The organism is Streptomyces sp. NPDC090045 (assembly GCF_044747975.1).
GTDB lineage: Bacteria > Actinomycetota > Actinomycetes > Streptomycetales > Streptomycetaceae > Streptomyces.
In genome coordinates this window covers 121984-139286 of sequence record NZ_JBIVFA010000004.1, presented here as the reverse complement: position 1 = coordinate 139286, position 17303 = coordinate 121984, and the positions used below count along the sequence as shown (strand labels likewise).

General features: G+C 70.4%; 15 protein-coding genes and 4 pseudogenes. 8 read left to right on the top strand and 11 right to left on the bottom strand.

Translation table 11 applies throughout. From position 1 onward, the window contains the following. Positions 1 to 17 precede the first annotated feature (17 nt). Positions 18 to 584, bottom strand: coding sequence for a DUF3558 family protein (locus tag ACIPYQ_RS12880; protein WP_401249686.1), 567 nt, complete (start codon positions 582 to 584; stop codon positions 18 to 20). Positions 585 to 811: 227 nt separating this feature from the next. On the opposite strand from ACIPYQ_RS12880, the gene ACIPYQ_RS12875 reads away from it, so the two are divergent. Next, on the top strand, positions 812 to 1438 hold the full coding sequence (locus tag ACIPYQ_RS12875; RefSeq protein WP_401249683.1) for a hypothetical protein: 627 nt from the start codon (positions 812 to 814) through the stop codon (positions 1436 to 1438). Positions 1439 to 1490: 52 nt separating this feature from the next. Here the strand turns inward: ACIPYQ_RS12875 and ACIPYQ_RS12870 are convergent, their stop codons facing one another. Beyond that, positions 1491 to 2342: an alpha/beta fold hydrolase gene (locus tag ACIPYQ_RS12870; RefSeq protein WP_401249680.1), complete on the bottom strand. Its 852-nt coding sequence runs from the start codon at positions 2340 to 2342 to the stop codon at positions 1491 to 1493. Beyond that, the gene (locus ACIPYQ_RS12865) at positions 2339 to 2869 is read right to left on the bottom strand and encodes a MarR family winged helix-turn-helix transcriptional regulator (RefSeq protein WP_401249677.1); all 531 of its coding nucleotides are present in this window, start codon (positions 2867 to 2869) and stop codon (positions 2339 to 2341) included. The genes ACIPYQ_RS12870 and ACIPYQ_RS12865 overlap by 4 nt, the downstream gene beginning before the upstream one ends. A 481-nt stretch (positions 2870 to 3350) precedes the next feature. On the opposite strand from ACIPYQ_RS12865, the gene ACIPYQ_RS12860 reads away from it, so the two are divergent. The 3 genes and pseudogenes from ACIPYQ_RS12860 to ACIPYQ_RS12850 all read left to right on the top strand — a co-directional run. Continuing rightward, a complete protein-coding gene (locus ACIPYQ_RS12860) occupies positions 3351 to 7637 on the top strand; it encodes a molybdopterin-dependent oxidoreductase (protein ID WP_401249674.1) in 4287 nt (1428 codons plus the stop codon). Positions 7638 to 7970: 333 nt separating this feature from the next. After that, positions 7971 to 8747 carry a class I SAM-dependent methyltransferase gene (locus ACIPYQ_RS12855; protein WP_401249671.1) on the top strand — a complete coding sequence of 259 codons (777 nt, stop codon included), beginning with the start codon at positions 7971 to 7973 and terminating at the stop codon, positions 8745 to 8747. A 30-nt stretch (positions 8748 to 8777) separates the two neighbouring features. Continuing rightward, a pseudogene (locus ACIPYQ_RS12850) lies at positions 8778 to 9239 on the top strand (M24 family metallopeptidase); the annotation flags it as partial. A 336-nt stretch (positions 9240 to 9575) separates the two neighbouring features. Here the strand turns inward: ACIPYQ_RS12850 and ACIPYQ_RS12845 are convergent. Then, positions 9576 to 9941, bottom strand: coding sequence for a gamma-glutamylcyclotransferase family protein (locus ACIPYQ_RS12845; RefSeq protein WP_401249668.1), 366 nt, complete (start codon positions 9939 to 9941; stop codon positions 9576 to 9578). A 137-nt stretch (positions 9942 to 10078) separates the two neighbouring features. Between ACIPYQ_RS12845 and ACIPYQ_RS12840 the strand changes: the two genes are divergently transcribed. Then, on the top strand, positions 10079 to 10300 hold the full coding sequence (locus ACIPYQ_RS12840) for a hypothetical protein (RefSeq protein ID WP_401249665.1): 222 nt from the start codon (positions 10079 to 10081) through the stop codon (positions 10298 to 10300). Positions 10301 to 10450: 150 nt separating this feature from the next. After that, positions 10451 to 10809, top strand: a pseudogene (locus ACIPYQ_RS12835) (TOBE domain-containing protein); the annotation flags it as partial. A 97-nt stretch (positions 10810 to 10906) separates the two neighbouring features. Here ACIPYQ_RS12835 and ACIPYQ_RS12830 read toward each other — a convergent pair. From ACIPYQ_RS12830 to ACIPYQ_RS12810, 5 genes are all read right to left on the bottom strand, one after another. Further along, the gene (locus ACIPYQ_RS12830; RefSeq protein ID WP_401249662.1) at positions 10907 to 11473 is read right to left on the bottom strand and encodes a dihydrofolate reductase family protein; all 567 of its coding nucleotides are present in this window, start codon (positions 11471 to 11473) and stop codon (positions 10907 to 10909) included. 91 nt (positions 11474 to 11564) lie between these two features. Beyond that, the gene (locus ACIPYQ_RS12825) at positions 11565 to 13037 is read right to left on the bottom strand and encodes a sialidase family protein (RefSeq protein ID WP_401249659.1); all 1473 of its coding nucleotides are present in this window, start codon (positions 13035 to 13037) and stop codon (positions 11565 to 11567) included. A 563-nt stretch (positions 13038 to 13600) separates the two neighbouring features. Beyond that, the gene (locus tag ACIPYQ_RS12820) at positions 13601 to 13807 is read right to left on the bottom strand and encodes a hypothetical protein (RefSeq protein ID WP_361756645.1); all 207 of its coding nucleotides are present in this window, start codon (positions 13805 to 13807) and stop codon (positions 13601 to 13603) included. Between the two features lie 316 nt (positions 13808 to 14123). Then, complete coding sequence (locus ACIPYQ_RS12815) at positions 14124 to 14399, bottom strand: hypothetical protein (RefSeq protein WP_401249655.1); 276 nt, start codon at positions 14397 to 14399, stop codon at positions 14124 to 14126. A 206-nt stretch (positions 14400 to 14605) separates the two neighbouring features. After that, positions 14606 to 15133, bottom strand: coding sequence for a CbrC family protein (locus ACIPYQ_RS12810; RefSeq protein WP_401249652.1), 528 nt, complete (start codon positions 15131 to 15133; stop codon positions 14606 to 14608). Positions 15134 to 15203: 70 nt separating this feature from the next. On the opposite strand from ACIPYQ_RS12810, the gene ACIPYQ_RS12805 reads away from it, so the two are divergent. Together ACIPYQ_RS12805 and ACIPYQ_RS12800 are read left to right on the top strand one after the other, a co-directional pair. Further along, the gene (locus ACIPYQ_RS12805; RefSeq protein ID WP_401249649.1) at positions 15204 to 15413 is read left to right on the top strand and encodes a hypothetical protein; all 210 of its coding nucleotides are present in this window, start codon (positions 15204 to 15206) and stop codon (positions 15411 to 15413) included. 116 nt (positions 15414 to 15529) lie between these two features. Continuing rightward, positions 15530 to 15772, top strand: a pseudogene (locus tag ACIPYQ_RS12800) (helix-turn-helix domain-containing protein); the annotation flags it as partial. A 265-nt stretch (positions 15773 to 16037) separates the two neighbouring features. Here ACIPYQ_RS12800 and ACIPYQ_RS12795 read toward each other — a convergent pair. Together ACIPYQ_RS12795 and ACIPYQ_RS12790 are read right to left on the bottom strand one after the other, a co-directional pair. Then, complete coding sequence (locus tag ACIPYQ_RS12795) at positions 16038 to 16811, bottom strand: maleylpyruvate isomerase family mycothiol-dependent enzyme (RefSeq protein WP_401249646.1); 774 nt, start codon at positions 16809 to 16811, stop codon at positions 16038 to 16040. Positions 16812 to 16991: 180 nt separating this feature from the next. Further along, positions 16992 to 17249: pseudogene (locus ACIPYQ_RS12790) on the bottom strand (IS630 family transposase); the annotation flags it as partial. Positions 17250 to 17303 lie beyond the last annotated feature (54 nt).

Here is a 17303-nt window from a genome sequence, read left to right as displayed (position 1 = left end):
CCCGTGCATGCGGCGGCTCAGCGGGCGGGCATGTGGCGAAGGGCAGCCTGTGCCGCCCGTACGCCCACTGCGCAGGCCCCGGCCCGGTTCCTCGACTGGACCTGGAAGGTGAGGTAGTGGGTGTCGGAGACCCCTACGGTGACGTTGCAGCTGAAGGAGCTGATGGGCAGCATGCCCGCCGGATAGCCCATGATCAGGTCGATGTGCTCGTCCATCAGGGCGAAACGGATGGCGCTGCCCTTGACCTTGTCCGGCTTCCGGTGCACCCGGAGGTCCACCGACTCGCTCACGCGGTTGGCCCAGAAACAACTGGTCGGCGTCTGGGCCACGCCCCCGCGCGCCGCCCAGGGCATCGAGGCGGGCGGGACCAGCCCGAGCTCCTCCTCGGCCTGCGGCGGGATCAGGTCACACGGTTTGGCCTTCTCCACGGGCAGCGGCGCGACGTCGAACTGCGCGATGCTCGTCCGCTCCCTCAGCGGAACGTCCCGGTTGGCTCCCTCTCCCCCACCCTCCCCTCCGCTCCCGCAACCCGACAGGACCACCATCGAGGCGATGGCCAGCCCGACCGCCGACGCCACCCGCATCTCCCACCACTCCCCGTAACGGACCGATACAGGGAAAACTACCGAACGTGACAACCCATGGAAGTGGTCCGCCCGATCTGCCACTCCGAAGGGTGAACCACGGGCGGGGCCAGGGCTGGGCATCGGGCGTTGTACGCCCCGGGGTTGCTACGCGATCATCAGCACAGGGAGCACGGGCGATCCCCCTCTCCCCTTCAGCGGTTGTCCACCGAACAAGGGAACAGACAGTGACTCTTCCGCGCGCTCGCATCGTGCCCGTATTGGTAACCCTCGCAGCGGGTGCGGCGATTGGCACGGTCGGCGCACTCGCGGCCAAGTTCGACAGCCCGATATTCCACGTGCTGGGCCTCATATTCTCCGGAGGGTGGTCGTGGGCGTGTTTCGCCTTCCTGGTCGGCTACTTCCGTCCATCGAAAATCGAGGCGGCTTGGCTGGCCTCTTCGGCATTGGCCGTCGGCGTGGTCGTCTACTACCTGCTCAAGGCCTGGAGCCCCGTCACGCCCATCGGGATGGTCGATTCGGGCGAGCCGATCGAGGGGACGGTCTCGTCAGGAATCCTGTACTGGGCCTTAGCCGCCTTCTTCTTCGGCGCCCCGCTGGGACTGTTCGGAAACCTGGCACGCATCCCCGGCATTGCCGGCCTCCCGCTCCGTCTGCTCGCTCCGCTGATCGCCTATGTCGAGACCTCTGAGCGCCTGAACGTGGAAGCAGCCACCGCAGGACCGCTTGCCGAAGCCACGTGGACCACGATTCGTGTACTGGCCGTCCTGACCGCCGTAGCCCTGGTAGGACAGACGGCGTGGACGTGGCGTCGTCGGTACAACAGCGCGAAGGCCGGGGCCGATTCGAACTGAGGGCAAGTCAGGGCGCGGGCTCGCCCCGACTTTCCGAATCGGTGCTGAGTGCTCAGCTGCGGTCGGTCGTGGACGCGAGGAAGGATTCGACCGCGAGGTTGAAGAGTGCCGTGTTCTCGAGGTTGACCATGTGGGCTGCCGAGGCGAACCGTTGGTGCCTGGCATCGGGAACGGTTCGGGCGATGGCCTGGGCGTTTGACGAGATGTCACTGCTGTCGAGTTCTCCGTCGAGAACCAGCGTGGGCACGCCGATGGAGGCCAGCCGGTCCGCTGCACCGATTTCTCTCGGCATCCCCGCCCCGAGTCCCCGGGCGTGCCGCGCGACATTGGCGGACGCCGACGCATGCATCCGCTCGCGCAGTTCGCGGCCGACCTGGGACGGTTCGCGGTGCGGCCCGTCCACCCACATCCGGAGGAAGTGCTCCACGAACCGCTGCGCTCCGCCGTCCGGGTCGCCCATCGCGGCCATCTGCTGTGCGGTGTGGTGCGCGACGTACGGGTCGGTGAAGGGCCGGCCGCTCACCCCGGGCGAGGCAAGGACCAGTGCGGAGACGGACTCCGGATGGGCCACTGCCGTATCGACGGCGGTCCGCGCCCCGAGGGAAAGCCCTACGAGCGTGGCGCACGGGACATCGAGGTGGGTGAGCAGCGCGTGTAGATCGTCATGGTTGGCGTAGTCACCGGCCACGGTGGAGGAACGCCCGTGGCCGCGGGCGTCGTAGCGGATGACGCGGTACCCCAGGCCCGCGAGCCACGAGAACTGCTCGTCCCACATGTTCAGGTCGAGCATGCCGCCGTGGAGGAGTACGACGGGGGGTCCTTCGCCGGCCGACTCGTAGAAGAGCTCGCCCGCCTCGACGGGTACGGTGGCGGCTGTGACGGCGGGTGTCCGCGCATGCGTCATCGTGGGTCGTCTCCTCGCTCCGTGGGGTCCGTGGGGTCCGTGGGGTGTGGCGGGGCATCCTGTGCGAGGTCCTTGAATTCCTCGCCGAGGCGACGGAGTACACGCAGAGCCGTCGTGACGTCACCGGTGGTGAGGTCGGACAGCCGGCGCCGCAGTTCGGTTTCCTCGGCTTCCTGGATGCCCCTGATGGTGGTTTCCCCTTGCGGGGTGAGCCGGATCAGGCGCGAGCGCCGGTGCTCCGGGTTCGGGGTGCTCTCGGCCAGCCCCAGGGCCGTCGCATCGTTCACCAGACGCTGGACCGGCTGCCGGTCCAGGCCCAGCAGGCGGGCCAGTTGAGGAACCGTTCGGGGGCCGCCCCTGCGCAGTTCGTCCATCACCGCATGCTGACCGGCGGTCATCCCCGTGGCCGTCAGCTCCCGCTCCACGGCACGCACGACCGTGCGGTGCAGCGGCCACAGGCTGCGGATCACTTCGTACAGCAGAGGACCCGACGGGGGCTCGTCCTTCGCGTGCTCATCGACACTCACGATGTCATCATGACACCTTTGGTGTCTATGTGGCCACAGGTTCAGAGTGGCGGATCTGTTGGACGGGCACCCAAGTCCGAGGGGCCGGGAGTCACGCGTTCTGGCGGATCGACCACTTAAATTCGGCCACAGCACGCTGTTAGGTTCCATGCGACCGAGGCGAACCCCCGGTCGCACACGCCCCGGGCTACTGCGTGTCTTGGGGCGTGTCAGACTCCGGACGAGGGCGCGGTGGGCGGTGCCCGCCGCGCCCCCGCCGCGCCCCACCGCGCCCCCGCCGCTTCGGACGAGTCGGCATCCGCTGCCACTCACATCCCGGGAGCGAGCGGTGTGCGGGCCGGTTTACACGCCGTGTCCGTGGGGCGTGATCGTCCGGTAATCCGGTCTTCCTACCGTCTTGGGCGTGGGGATCTTCCCACTCCTGCCGCAGCTCACCCGGCTTGTGCCGGGCGACGTCGGCGGTCCTGGGGAAGGAGTCTCGGTGACGACGCCGGATGCGAAGACGGAGAGCGTACGGACGGTCTGCTCGTACTGCGGAGTCGGCTGCGGCATCGTGCTCGACATCGGCCGGGACCCGGCCACCGGCCGGCGGATGGCCAAGAAGACCTCCGGGGACAAGCTCCACCCGACGAACTTCGGAAGGCTCTGCACGAAGGGCTCGACCAGCACCGACATGATGGCTGCCACCGGGCGGGCCGCCACGGCACTGGTCCGCGCCGAGCGCGGCGCCGAGCCCGTGGAGACGCAGGTGGACTCGGCGATCACGTCGGTGGCCGGGCGGCTGCGCGCGATCCTCGACGAGCACGGCCCCGACGCCCTGTCCTTCTACGTCTCGGGCCAGATGTCCCTCGAGGCCCAGTACCTGGTCAACAAGCTGGCGAAGGGCTTCGTACGGACGAACCAGATCGAGTCCAACTCCCGTCTGTGCATGGCGAGCGCCGGCTCCGGCTACAAGCTCTCGCTGGGCGCGGACGGGCCTCCGGGCTCCTACCAGGACTTCGACCGGGCCGATGCCTTCTTCGTGATCGGCGCGAACATGGCCGACTGCCACCCGATCCTGTTCCTGCGGATGATGGACCGGATCAAGGCGGCCGGCGCGAAGCTCATCGTCGTCGACCCCCGGCGCAACGCCACCGCCGCCAAGGCCGACCTGTTCCTGCAGATCAAGCCGGGTACGGACCTCGCGCTGCTGAACGGGCTGCTGCACCTGCTCGTGGAGAACGGGCACACCGACGAGGCGTTCATCGCCGAGTTCACGGACGGCTGGGAGGACATGCCCGGCTTCCTGGCGGACTACCCGCCGGCGACGGTCGCCGAGATCACCGGGATACCGGAAGCCGACATCCGGCAGGCCGCGCAGTGGATCGGCGAGGCGGGCGAGTGGATGAGCTGCTGGACGATGGGGCTCAACCAGTCCACGCACGGCACCTGGAACACCAACGCCCTCGTCAATCTGCACCTCGCCACCGGGGCGATCTGCCGTCCCGGCTCCGGACCGTTCTCGCTGACCGGCCAGCCGAACGCGATGGGCGGACGCGAGATGGGCTACATGGGACCCGGCCTTCCCGGCCAGCGCTCCGTCCTCGTGGCCGAGGAGCGCGCCTTCATCGAGGACCTGTGGGGCATCGAGGGCGGAACGCTGCGCACCGAGGTCGGACGCGGGACGGTGGAGATGTTCGGGCAGATGGCCGCGGGCGACATCAAGGCGTGCTGGATCATCTGTACCAATCCGGTCGCCTCGGTCGCCAACCGCAAGACGGTCATCGCCGGTCTGGAGGCCGCGGACCTGGTCATCACGCAGGACGTGTTCGCCGAGACCGAGACGAACGCGTATGCCGACGTCGTACTGCCCGCCACGCTGTGGGCGGAGTCCGACGGCGTCATGATCAATTCGGAGCGGAACCTCACCCTCGTCCAGGGCGTCGTCGACCCGCCCGGGCAGGCGCTGCCCGACTGGCAGCTGATCGCCCGCGTCGCCTGTGAGATGGGATTCGCCGAAGCCTTCACGTACGCGAGCGCCGAGGACGTCTTCGAGGAGCTCAAGCGGGCCTGGAACCCGAAGACCGGCTGGGACCTGCGCGGAGTCGGCTACGAGCGGCTGCGCGAGACCCCCGTCCAGTGGCCGGCCCCGTCCGCGGACGGCAGCGACCGCAACCCGATCCGCTACGTCAACGACGGCGTCAGCCAGACCCTGCTGGAACGGGAGGACGGCACCCGGCCCCGGCTGGCCTTCCCCACTGCCACCGGTCGCGCCCAGTTCTTCGGCCGCCCCCACCTGCCGGCCTCCGAACTCCCCGACGACGACTATCCGTTCGTCCTGAACACCGGCCGCCTGCAGCACCAGTGGCACACCCTCACCAAGACCGGAAAGGTCGCCAAGCTGAACAAGCTCAACCCCGGCCCGTTCGTCGAAGTGCACCCCGACGACGCCGCTGCCCTGGACGCCCGGGACGGGGACCACATCGAGGTCGCCTCCCGGCGCGGCCGCGCCGTTCTGCCCGCCGTCGTCACGGACCGCGTACGGCCGGGGAACTGCTTCGCGCCCTTCCACTGGAACGACCTGTTCGGGGAGTACCTCAGCATCAACGCCGTCACCAACGACGCCGTCGACCCGATCTCGTTCCAGCCCGAGTTCAAGGCCTGCGCCGTGGCGCTGCGCGTGGTGGCCGCCCCGGAGCCCGAGGAGACCGCGGCCGTGCCCGCAGCCGCTGCCGCGCCCGTCCCGCAGTCGCAGTCGCAGTCGCAGGCCGGAGGAGTGGCCACGGCCGTCGCCGCCCTCACCACCCTCTTCGGTCTGACCGATGTCACCGGACCGGCTCTGGAAGAACGGGAGCGCACGTACCTGTCCGGATACCTGTCCGGCTTCGCCCTGGCGCCGCCCGGAGGGGTCCCGGTACTGCCTGAGACCGCGCCCTTCGCCCCTGCGACGGCCCTGTGGGTGGACGGCGTGCTGGCCGGCATGTTCTCGCGCACCTCGGCCCCCACAGCACCGGCCGTCGCACCCCTCCCGCCGGCCTCCTCCGACCGGGTGGCCGGTGCCGTCCCCGCAGCGGTCGCGGCCCGGAAGGTGATCGTGCTGTGGGCCTCGCAGACCGGAAACGCCGAGGAGTTCGCCGCCACGGCGGCCGACCGTCTCGGCGAGATCGGCCATGCCCCGGCCCTGCTCTCCATGGCGGACATCACCCCCGGACAACTCACCGCCGATACCGACCTGCTGATCGTGACCAGCACCTTCGGGGACGGCGACAGCCCCGACAACGGCGCCGGTTTCTGGCAGGGTCTCGCCGCTCCCGACGCCGCCGGGCTGAACGGTCTCCGCTACGCCGTGGTGGCGTTCGGCGACTCCAGCTACGACGACTTCTGCGGCCACGGCCGCCGCCTGGACGAACGCCTCGCCGAACTCGGCGCCGACCGGCTCCACCCTCGTATCGACTGCGAACCCGACTACGAAGAAGCCGCCGCGCAGTGGCTCGACCAGGTCTCCACCGCTCTCGCTGCAGCCGTCGGCCCGCAGGCCGCGGCAACGACGGCAACGACGGCAACGACGGCACCCCTGGCCCCCGCAACGGTCGCCGCCGCGGGGGCGTCACTCCCCCCGGCCCCGTCCGCCGCCGCGTCCACCGCCACCCGGCCCGCCCCATCCGGCGGCTACTCCAAAGCGTCTCCGTTCGCGACCCTCCTGATCGGGAACCGGCTGCTCAGCCTGCCCGGATCGCAGAAGGAGGTACGGCAGTTCGCCTTCGACACCCGCGACGGCGAGCTCGCCTACGAGGCCGGCGACGCCCTCGGCGTGTGGCCGGCCAACGGCTCCGGGCTCGTGGCCGAATGGCTGTCCCTCACCGGTCTGGACCCCGACGAGCCCATCGCCCTTCCCGACCGCGACGGCATGCCCTTGGAAGAGGCCCTGCGGACCCGCTTCGACATCGCCCGCATCACCCCGGACCTGCTCAAGTTCGTCGTGGCCCGCACGGGAGACCGGGACCTCCAACGGCTGCTGCGCCCGGACAACAAGGGTGAGCTGGCCAAGTGGAGTTGGGGGCGGCAGGCCGCGGACGTCATCGGCGCCTTCCCCGTCCGTGCCTCCGCCGCCGAGTGGACCGGAGTCCTCAAACGGCTCCAGCCGCGCCTGTACTCCATCTCCTCCAGCCCGCTCGCGCACCCGGGCGAGGTCCGCCTGACGGTGTCCGTCGTCCGCTACACCAACGACATGGGCCGGGACCGGAAGGGCGTCTGCTCCACCTACCTGGCGGACTGCGCCGACGACGGCCCCGTCCAGGTGTTCGTCCAGCGCTCGCCGCACTTCCGCCCGCCCTCCGGCTCCGCCACCCCCATGATCATGGTCGGTCCCGGTACCGGCGTCGCACCGTTCATCGGGTTCCTGGAGGACCGCCGGGCCAAGGGGCACACCGGCCCCAACTGGCTGTTCTTCGGCGAGCAGCGCGAGGCCACCGACTTCTACTACCGCCAGGAACTGGAAGGCTTCCTCGCCTCCGGCCACTTGGACCGCCTCGACGTCGCCTTCTCCCGCGACCAGCGCAACAAGATCTACGTACAGGACCGGATGCGCGAGCACGGCCCGCGCCTGTGGCGGTGGCTGCAGGACGGCGCCCACTTCTACGTCTGCGGCGACGCCGGCCGCATGGCCAAGGACGTGGACCGGGCCCTGCACGAGATCGTCGCCACGCACGGCGGCATGGACGAGGAGTCGGCTGCCGCGTACGTACGGCAGATGGCCGGCGACAGGCGCTACGTCCGGGACGTCTACTAAAACGTGTGAAACGTGGCGGAGCGCCTTTGCCCGGTTCCGCGTCGCGAGCGCTGCACACGTTGTCACTACATCCAATATCTCGTGCGCAGACGCCGCGACCTTTGGGGCTTTCGACAAGCATTTGCCAGGCGATTGTCGAATATTAGCCGCAGATGCAGGATGAGACTGAAGGCGTCCTGCGGAGGAGGCGGCAGGTGAGCGACGGTAGCCCGGGCAGCGACATCCGCAGGCGGCTTCGGCATGTCGAGGTCATCTCCGCCCCCGAGCCCGACGGCACAACCGTCGGCAGGCGGGCATGACCCCCCTGTCCCTGCTCACGAGGCGAGGTAACCCATGACGACACGTACCCAGGACGGCAGCGCCGGTGACGTCGACTACGGCGCGATCGGCGGCGGGTACTCCGCGTACCGCCGGCCGGACGAGCGGATCGCCCGGTTCATCGCCGAGGTACTGGGCGACGCCCGCAGCGTGCTCAACGTCGGCGCGGGCGCCGGGTCTTACGAGACCGCGGCGCGCACGGTGACGGCGGTCGAGCCGTCCGAGTCGATGCGCGCCCAGCGGCCCACGCAGCTCGCCCGCGCGATCGACGCCGTCGCCGAGGCCCTGCCGTTCGCGGACGGGGAGTTCGACGCGGCGATGACGCTGTTCAGCGTGCACCAGTGGTCCGACGTACGGGCCGGCCTGCGCGAGATGCGGCGCGTCACCCGCGGCCCCGTGGTCATCCTCACCTGCGACCCCGCCCTCGTACGCGACTTCTGGCTCTACCGGTACGCGCCCGAGGTGCTGGACACCGAGGCCCGCCGCTACCCGACCGTCGAGGAGGTGGCGTCGGCCCTCGGCGGCGCCGGCGTCGTGCAGACCGTGCCGATCCCGCTGCACTGCACGGACGGGTTCAACGAGGCGTACTACGGCCGCCCCGAGATGCTGCTGGACCCGGCCGCCCGCCAGGCGTGCTCGGCGTGGAGCTTCGTCGACGACCAGGTCCGCGAGCACTTCGACCACTCCTTGCGCAGCGATCTGAATTCCGGTGCCTGGGACGCGGAGTTCGGCCCTCTGCGTCGTCAGCCCACGTACGAAGGGTCGCTCGTCATCGTGCGCGCGACCCCGTAGCACAGCAGCAGCACGAGAAAGAGACACGGCACGATGGCGAGGCGGTGGCCCGGACGGATCATCCGCTCCGGCCCGCACGCCGTGCGTCCGAGCGGCGAGGAACCGCGTGCCGACCGCGTCATCGGCGCGGGCGACACGGTCACGGCCCACTTCGGGCCGCTCCTCGGCGGGCACGGTACGAACTTCACCCGCACCGTCGTCCTCGGCGACGACCCGGCCAGGCTACGGCTCCGCGCGGACCTGCCCGCGATCTTCGCGGCGGGCCGGGCGGTGTTCCACGCGAATTCACGGATCACGGGTCGGCAGCTGTACGAGTTCGCCTGCGATCGACTTCGGCTTGGCGGGGAGCAGCAGTCCGTCGACCACCCGGTCCGCGCTCGCCGGCCCGGAGTCGGCGGACGCGGCTGCGGGCGGGCCGGCCTCCCCCGCCGACCCGGCACGACGGGTGCGGCGGCGACGCTCGGGGTCAGGTGGTGCCCGGCGATCCAGTAGCGGGCGTAGCCCCGCCGTTCGGCATGCCGGGCCGGGCCGACCGTACGGTGCAGCGCCAGCGCGGGAAGCAAGAGGTACGAGGTCCAGTACCGACAGCGGAACGGTTCCTCGCGACGGCACCTCGGCGCCACACCTCTCACAGTTCACTGCCGGTCGGTGATGTGCTCGGGGGCCGGATGGCAGGGCAGGGTGCGGATGCGGGTGTCGGCCCGGGACCGCGGGATCCGGTACCCGGCCCCGGGCGAAACCCAGTGAACCAACCCCGCAAGCGCGGGCACGACTGGTTGCGCCTACGAAAACCGGCCGCGGGACGCGAGCCCGCCCTATCGGATCGACCTAGGCGGAGGTGTCTGACCCGGCGTCGAGGTAGGCCCACGCCGCCGTCCCGGACCGCAGCACCACCTCGGACCGGGCGTAGTCGTCGACCTCGTAGTCGTCTGCCGCGGCCAGTTCGGCGTCCGTGATGCGGAAGAGCGTGCCCTCTACGTCGTCACCCTCCCGCGCCGAGGGGAGCACACAGGGGTGCCGATCGGTGCCGCTCGCCGCGATGACCTCCGGATCGGTGATCGTGATGTATGTGGTCGCGTACCCGGGCAGCGCGTCGGGCGTACCCGTGAGGAGCCGCCCGAAGCGGGCCAGTTGGACCTGCTCGGACTGCAACGTGCCGTAGGAGAACAGCAACTGGGTCGCCTCGGTGGTCATGGGGTGAATCTCCTTGCATCTGCTGCCGGTTGACCCTCATGAACCTAGTGGATGCGGCCGCGGTGGACACGTCAGATTCCGTGTTCGCCGAGGTCGCAGCGCGTGACCTGATTGCCGCAGACCGCAGCGTACGCGAGGTGGATGTCCGGGATACGAGCCGGAACCGGCTCGTCGGGGAGGCGCCGGGAACGAACGTTCCCGGGCTCCGGCTGGACCCGTTCATCTGCCCGGCGAACGACGAGCGGCCCCGACGGGGCGTCCGCAGTGGCGGGCAGGCCAATTGGATCCTGGAGGTCTGCCTGGTCGACGCGTGCCAGGGGTTCGGCGGGTCCCTCAAGCAGCTGCTCGGCACGCCCTGACACCGCCGGAGCGCAACGGCGCGTCGCCCGTGCTGCGCCCGGCACCGTTCGGGCCCCGCACCGGGAGGGGTCGGTGCGGAGCCCGAGGAACCTCGACGGCCACAGGGGCCGGAGGGTGGAGAGGGTGGATCAGGCAGCGGAGAGGGAGATCTCGGTCGCCTTGATCAGTGCGACGACGGAGCTGCCGGCGGACTCAAACTCACCACGGGCGGGACCGTCACCGTCGCCGACCCGGTGGCGGAAGGCGCCCAGGCCCTCGCGATCGTCGCCCCCGAGGCCGTCTCCCTCCACCGCGAACGCCCCGCCGGCAGCCCCCGTAACGTCTGGCCGGGCACCGTCCGCGAGATCACCACCTCCGGCAGCCGGCTGCGTGTCCTCATCACTTCCACCGCCGTCGCCGACGTCGTCGCCGAGATCACCCCCAGGCCGCCGCCGAACTCGCCATCGCCGACGGCACCGAGGTGTGGTGCAGCGTCAAGGCGACCGAGATCACCCTCGTCACCATCTGACACCACCGCAGTACGGCTGATGTCGTCATCTCACGGACCGAGTCGTACCGATGTCGTATGCGACATCACCATGAGACCAGCGCCTGGGTGCTGCTGCTCAGCGCCTCGTCTCGTACCTGGTCAGGACCACGCCGTCGGGAAACGTCCGCGTCTCCACCAGGTTCAGGTTCACCCAGCTGTCCAGCGCGCTGAAGAACGGCGTGCCGCTGCCCACCAGGACCGGATGGGTGGCGATCTCGTACTCGTCGATCAGCCCGGCGCGCATGGCCGCGCCGGCGAGCGTGGCGCCGCCGATGCTCATCGGGCCGCCTTCCTCGGCCTTGAGCCGGGTGATCTCGGCGACCGCGTCGCCGGTGACCAGGCGGGTGTTCCAGTCGACCTCGTCGATCGTCGAGGAGAACACCACCTTCGGCGTGTCCCGCCAGTTCCGCGCGAACTCGATCTCCGCCGGGGTGGCGCCCGGCTGCTGGTCGCCGGTCGGCCAGTAGGAGCTCATCGCCTCCCACAGCTTGCGCCCGTACAGCGTCAGGTCACACGCCAGCTCGTGGTCGAGCCACCACTGGAACAGCTCGTCGCTCGGCGGTCCGGTCCAGCCGATGTCGTCGCCGGGCGCGGCGATGTAGCCGTCCAGGGTCAGGTTCATGCCGTAGATCAGTTTTCGCATGGCCCAGCCTTCCGTTCGTGGGTGTCCGGCGTATAGACCAGCGTGGCGCGGGAAACTCATCGGTGCGCGATCCGGGCTCGCCCGCAGTCGGTCAGTGGGTGCGGAGACTGATGGTGTACACGTCCGTACGGTTCTGTGGTGCGTCGGAGTGGGTCTCGGTGAGCACCGCCCGTACTCCCTTGTCGTCCGCCACCAGGCCTTGGTAGTCACCGAGGAAGTAGCCCCCGGCGAACGGTGCCTGCAGCCAGTCGAAGATCCGCGAGATGCGTCGCTCGGTCCGGTGCCTCGGGTCCCCGTGCGGCAGGGTGGCGAGCTGGTAGGCGGTGGGCAGGGTGGTGGTGTCGCCCGGCTCGAGGAAGCGCAGGTCGTAGTAGGTGAGTGCGACCGTGCCCCGCTCGTCGACCGCGATCGACGGGGAAAAGGCCGGCACGTCCTCCGGGCTGATCAGCTCCGGGGCTCCCCAGGTGCGTCCGCCGTCGGTGGAGCGCACCAGCTGGACGGAGTCGAACCTGCCGCCGGAGAAGTCCGAGCCCTCGTACGCCATGTAGAGCGTGCCCGCCTTCGGGTCGACGGCCGGGCTGGGCAGGGTGGACCCGGCGCGCAGCAGCTTGGTGGGGTCGTTCGGGTCGACCTCCGGTACGGAGGTGTCCCGGGCCACGGTGACCGGGGCGCTCCAGGTCTCTCCGGCGTCGGTCGAGGTGACCACTTCGTAGCGGGCCTCGACGACGGTGCTCAGGTCCTCGGAGTAGGTGATCCGGTCGAAGAAGTCGTACAGGGTGCCGTTGTTCCGGTCGACGACGATCTGATGGCCGATGGTCTGGGTGTTGGGCACGGTGCTGGTGTCGACGAAGGGCCGGGCCTCGCTCCATGTGCGGCCGCCGTCGCGGGTGACGGAGATGTAGCCCGGACCGTCGAGGGAGCTGGGGCCGGGCGGGTCGTTGTCGAGTCGGTTCCAGACCTGGTAGGCGGTGCCCTCGCGGATCGGGTCGGCGGTGAGCGAGGGCTTGTCGTTGAAGAACGGCTGCTCGTCGACGTGCGTGGTGGTGAGGTTCCGCCAAGTGCGGCCGCCGTCACGGGAGGTGGCGGCCAGGAGGGCGGTGCGCGTGCTCTTGGTGAAGTCGACGCCCTCGCCGCTCGCGTAGACGGTGCCGTCCGGTCCGGTGCTCACCCAGGGGTCGGTGGCCCGTTCGTAGTCCGCGCCGCCGGGGGCGCAGAGGCTGAACGGCAACGTGCTCCGGTGGAAGGTGTGGCCGTCCGTGGTCCAACTGGCCACCAGGCCACGGGCGCCGCCGTCGTTCCAGCGGTCCTGCTGGAAGACGGTGACCACGCGCTCGGGGTCGCGCGGATCGACGGACAGGTACGGCTCCACCTCGGTGGCCGGGTAGACGATGCTGTCGGGGGACCTCGCTCCGATGGTGCACTTCGCGTACGGATCGCCCTCGGACACCTTGACCAGTGGTGTGCCGTCGGGGTTCCGGTCTGCTGCGGCGGGAGTCGCGCCGGTGACCGTGACGAGCAGGAGCGCGGCGGTGGTGACGGCGGTCAGGGGCAGCAGGACGCGCATGCAGGATCTCCTCCGGGCCTGTCGGCTGGGCGCGGAGGCGTACCGGAACGCGAGGGTGGGGATGACTCCGCTTGGTCCTTTTCGGCGTTGCGGCCGGTGCCCTTGATGGGCCGAACGACGGAGTCATCCCGGGGTCGTCGAGGAGCACGGCGGAGCCGACCGGCGGGTGCGGTGCACCGTGCCGGTCGGCTCCCTTAGTCGTGCTGTTACGGCGTCGTGTGGTAGGTCCCCGGTGAAGTGGGACGACCTGCTGGACCTCTTCCGGGGTGTGGATGAGTCAGGGACATCAATACAGCCAGGAGATGCGAACGACCTCGTCGGTCACTGGATGGCGACGTATGGCGACATGGCCGAGGCCGTTCAGGACGGCGGCGCGGACCGTCTCGAAGCGGTGGCGGTCTCGGCTTCGAGACGGTCGGCGTCCACCATCGCAAGTGCCGGTGCCGGTGCCGGTGCCGTGGTGCCGCGGTGTCGAGACGGGCGCGGGCGATATAGGCCGTCAGCCCATACGCACAGCGCCGGGTGCACCGGCTGGACTCGTTGCCCTGCCGTGCGCCGACCGGTCAAGTGATCGGCGGCGAGGTCCCGTCAGGCAGCGTGCAGACGTAGCCGCCGTAGGGGCGTCCAACGATCTGTCCGCCGGCGGCCGTGCAGTCGTCCCTGGAGATGTTCGGAGACGAGGCGGCCCCGGCGCTGACAGCGCCGACGGCGCTCACGCCGGCAAGGGTTGCCGCGGCCAGGGCGAGGCCCAGGATTCTTCGCATGCGCATGACTTCCTCCTCCTCTCAGGCGCCTTCGGTCGGCCTTCGGGAAGGACAGGTCTCAAGACGACGGCGCCCTCTTACTCAGCATGGGCGCTCCGCATGAGGCCCGCGAGGCGAGGCTGGGCGCCGCGCCCGGGCGGTGATTGCCCGGCCGCATCGGTACGCCGCGCGCGCGTCGGTGGAAGCGGGGCGACATCGATGTCCTTGGCGTCGAGACTGCCCGCCAGGGCCGCGTTGTGTCCGGGCAGGCCGGGGGTTGAGGAGGAGACGGGCCGTACATGCCTCCGACCGGTGCCGGCGGGCGGCTGCCGCGCGCGGTCCTCTAACGCGGTTCGTGGGCCGCCGCCCGGCAGGCACCGGTCGCGGCGCCGCCCGCCACTCCGGCCTCGGTCAGCCCGGTCACACAACTCTGCAGGTCTCCGACCACGCCACGGCTGCAGGCCGCGGTGACGGAGTCGGAAGCGGCGGCACCGGCCCCTTGGGCCATCTGCGTGCAGGCGGGGATGTCCGCCCGGACCGAGGGAGCGGCGAGGACCGCACCGCCGAGGGTGAGGGTCAGGCCGGTGAGGGCACCGGCGATACGGGTCGACGTGCGCATGGGACGCACCTGCCTTCCGGGTTGGTCGCGCGGTCCTGGTCCCGGCGGGCCGGATCCACGCGGTAAGGCCGCCTGGCGACGCTCGGTGAGCGGTGCCACTCCCCGGCCGGCCGGCGGGCTCACAGACTGACCGCACGATTCTGCGTCGCATCCATTCAGCCGCACCGGGACACGGCCGCCAGGCCGAAGGTCCTCTCGCGGGCCCCTCACTCCAGCGTCGCATCCTCTCCCCCGCCCGTCCTGGGCACCCGGGGAGGCGGTTGCTCTGTGCCGAGGGCCAGCGGCTCGTTGCCCTTGTCGCCAAAGGTGAGCCGCCATGGGCGCACCTCGACCTCGTTCACCCAACAGGCCGTCTCATTGGGCATGTTCGCCAAGTCAGGGTGGTACCGGAGTCGCCGACCCAACCGCAAGGCGGCAAGCACTGCTGGCCCGTCGAGCGCACCATGGCCCGGCTCGCCGGGCAGGATGCGTCGGCGTAGGCGAGATGGGCGCCGCAGAAGGTGCCGGTCGAGGGCTTCGGGATGCGTCGCTGGCTCGGTGTACCCGACTTCGCCTACGAAGGCGGCCGCGTCCTGGTGATGGACGAGCCGGTGCGGATCCTGCCAGGCGTGGAAGCCAGAAGTACGGCGGGTGGACTCCTCCCGGCCAGCCGATCGAGACAGCTGCAAGGGCGCGTTCCCGCAGGTCAACCCGACCCCGCACCCGTCAGCACGGTCACCCGCATGGCCCAACATGACGTGCCACCCACATGGGTGAGAAGCTGATTAGTGCCCCAACAGAGGCAATCCGTGAAAGGGGAACCGAATGCGCATTCGACGAATCCTCGCCGCCGTCATCGCCACGGCAGCCTTCGCCGGACTCGGCCTCACAGGCGCCGCCACCGCCGCCACCCCACAGGCTGCCCCATCCGTTGTCACCCCTTCCGAGTGCAAGCAGGGCGGCGGAACGCCCGCGGTCAACGAGGATGGCAACTACTGCAAGGGCGGTACGTACAACGGGGAGCAGGTCGACTGAACCCTCAAGGCGCCCCGCAGCCAAGCGTCGCGGGGCGCTCCCGCGCGAGCGCAGCCGGGAGGGTCGCAGGGATCGTGCGCCGGGGCAGCACCAACACAGTGCGCTATCGACGGGCGATGATGCGGCTGGCCTCGGCCAGCGGCAACTGGGTTCCCGTGATCGCCCAGTTGGTGCAGGCCGACGAGGACACGGTGCGGGACGTGATCCACCGGTTCCACCAGATCGGCCCGGCCTGCCCGGACCCTCGGTGGACGGGAGGCCGTCCCCGCCTGCTCAGCCCTGACGACGAGGACTTCGCCGTCCAGATGGCCACCACCCGCCCGACCAAGCCCGGCCAGCCCCGCCGCAACTCCCTTCGACCCGCGCATGGGTGAACCGACGGTGCCCCGGTCCACGTGACGCCGTACTCCTCCGAGGCTCCACGAAGTACAGAGTTACGTGCACCGGCCTTGTAGGACTGCGGCGGGTTCGGTTGAGGTGGGGCCGGGCTGGCAGGCTGCACTCATGGCTCTCAACGATGCCCGGCCGCAGGATGGCCGATCGCCACGGGCATCGTGGAAGATGTCCGCAACCCCGGGCCCAGTGGCGCCCGCACAACCGACAGACGCGTCACAGGTGCGCGTTCTAGTTGTTCGGGTCCCACTCTGCGAGCTGCTCCATCGGCTCGGTGTTGCCGGTGGTCTCCACGCTGTCGAGCGGGATGCGATCGTAGAAGTAGAGGACCAGTTCGCTCGCTGCGCCTCGCATCACCATGTCGCCCGGCTCCGCGTCGGCGGCGAGGTCGTCGCAGCGGACTCCGTCGGCGTTGAGGGTCAGGCGCCAGGAGCGGCCCTCGGCCGCGTGCAGGTCGATGGTCGCCGGCTTGAACGGCCAGGGGACGGACGTCGCCGAGACGGTCGTCAGGAACTCGTCGACGCCCTCGACCGCGACGTCCGTCGGCAGCGGCTGTGCGGCCCCCTGAATGAGCTGGACGTCGTAGGTGTGGACGGCGAGCTCCTGGATCTGGTGCCGGGCCACGGCTCCGCTGGTCTCCGGGGCCTGCGAGCGGCCCCACCAGGTCCAGCAGCCGCGGTCCGGGCCGGCCTCGCGCATCGCTTCGAGCATGAGCTCGGTCGACTCGGCGAGCCAGGCGTCCAGGGCTTCGCGGTCGCGGGGCGCGGTCGGCGCGCCCTTCGGGTTCGTCCTCGCCGGGGGCTCGGCGCCCGGGCCCGCCGCGACGATGGCGGCCTGGCGGCGGCGGCCGTCGCCGAGGTGCTGCGCCAGTTCGCGCAGCGTCCAGTCCGGGCAGGTCGGGACCTGGACGTCAAGGTCGGGGGCCGACGCGAGCGCGGCGCGGAACGCGGCCGAGCGGTCTTCGATCAGCCGCAGGACCTCGGGGAACTCCAATATGTTTTGCACCTCGGTTGTGTATCACGACGCTCCTACCGCCGGGTAGCGAATTTGTCGGACGAACGCGCCGGCGCCGAAGCCGTCCTGAAACTCCGCGCATTGCTCGCCAACGGCGACTTTGACCGCCACCTGAGCTACCAACTGGGCCACAAGCACCGGCGCAACCACCAGGCCCGCTACCAACTCGCTGCCGCGTCGGGCGAGCAGGCAGTGCAGGGCTTCGTGGCCGATGCGGATCACTCGGCCGTGCATCTTGCGCAGGTAGGTGAGCAGTGTGCGGATGGACCGGCGGGTGAAGGGCTGGCCGGGCTTGGTCGGGCGGGTGGTGGCCGTCTGGACGGCGAAGTCCTCGCTGTCAGGGCAGAGCAGGCGGGGACGGCCTCCCGTCCACCGAGGGTCCGGGCAGGCCGGGCCGATCTGGTGGAACCGGTGGATCACGTCCCGCACCGGTCAGCCTCCTGATCTCGACCAGCTCCGCCACCACACCCCCCAACCCGGCGG

What these genes read in the sequence shown, in the direction of transcription:
- ACIPYQ_RS12880 (WP_401249686.1), bottom strand. Translation starts at nt 584, where the DNA reads ATGCGGGTGGCGTCGGCGGTCGGGCTGGCCATCGCCTCGATGGTGGTC.
- ACIPYQ_RS12870 (WP_401249680.1), bottom strand. Translation starts at nt 2,342, where the DNA reads ATGACGCATGCGCGGACACCCGCCGTCACAGCCGCCACCGTACCCGTC.
- ACIPYQ_RS12855 (WP_401249671.1), top strand. Translation starts at nt 7,971, where the DNA reads ATGACGACACGTACCCAGGACGGCAGCGCCGGTGACGTCGACTACGGC.
- ACIPYQ_RS12845 (WP_401249668.1), bottom strand. Translation starts at nt 9,941, where the DNA reads ATGACCACCGAGGCGACCCAGTTGCTGTTCTCCTACGGCACGTTGCAG.
- ACIPYQ_RS12830 (WP_401249662.1), bottom strand. Translation starts at nt 11,473, where the DNA reads ATGCGAAAACTGATCTACGGCATGAACCTGACCCTGGACGGCTACATC.
- ACIPYQ_RS12825 (WP_401249659.1), bottom strand. Translation starts at nt 13,037, where the DNA reads ATGCGCGTCCTGCTGCCCCTGACCGCCGTCACCACCGCCGCGCTCCTG.
- ACIPYQ_RS12820 (WP_361756645.1), bottom strand. Translation starts at nt 13,807, where the DNA reads ATGCGCATGCGAAGAATCCTGGGCCTCGCCCTGGCCGCGGCAACCCTT.
- ACIPYQ_RS12815 (WP_401249655.1), bottom strand. Translation starts at nt 14,399, where the DNA reads ATGCGCACGTCGACCCGTATCGCCGGTGCCCTCACCGGCCTGACCCTC.
- ACIPYQ_RS12810 (WP_401249652.1), bottom strand. Translation starts at nt 15,133, where the DNA reads ATGTTGGGCCATGCGGGTGACCGTGCTGACGGGTGCGGGGTCGGGTTG.
- ACIPYQ_RS12805 (WP_401249649.1), top strand. Translation starts at nt 15,204, where the DNA reads ATGCGCATTCGACGAATCCTCGCCGCCGTCATCGCCACGGCAGCCTTC.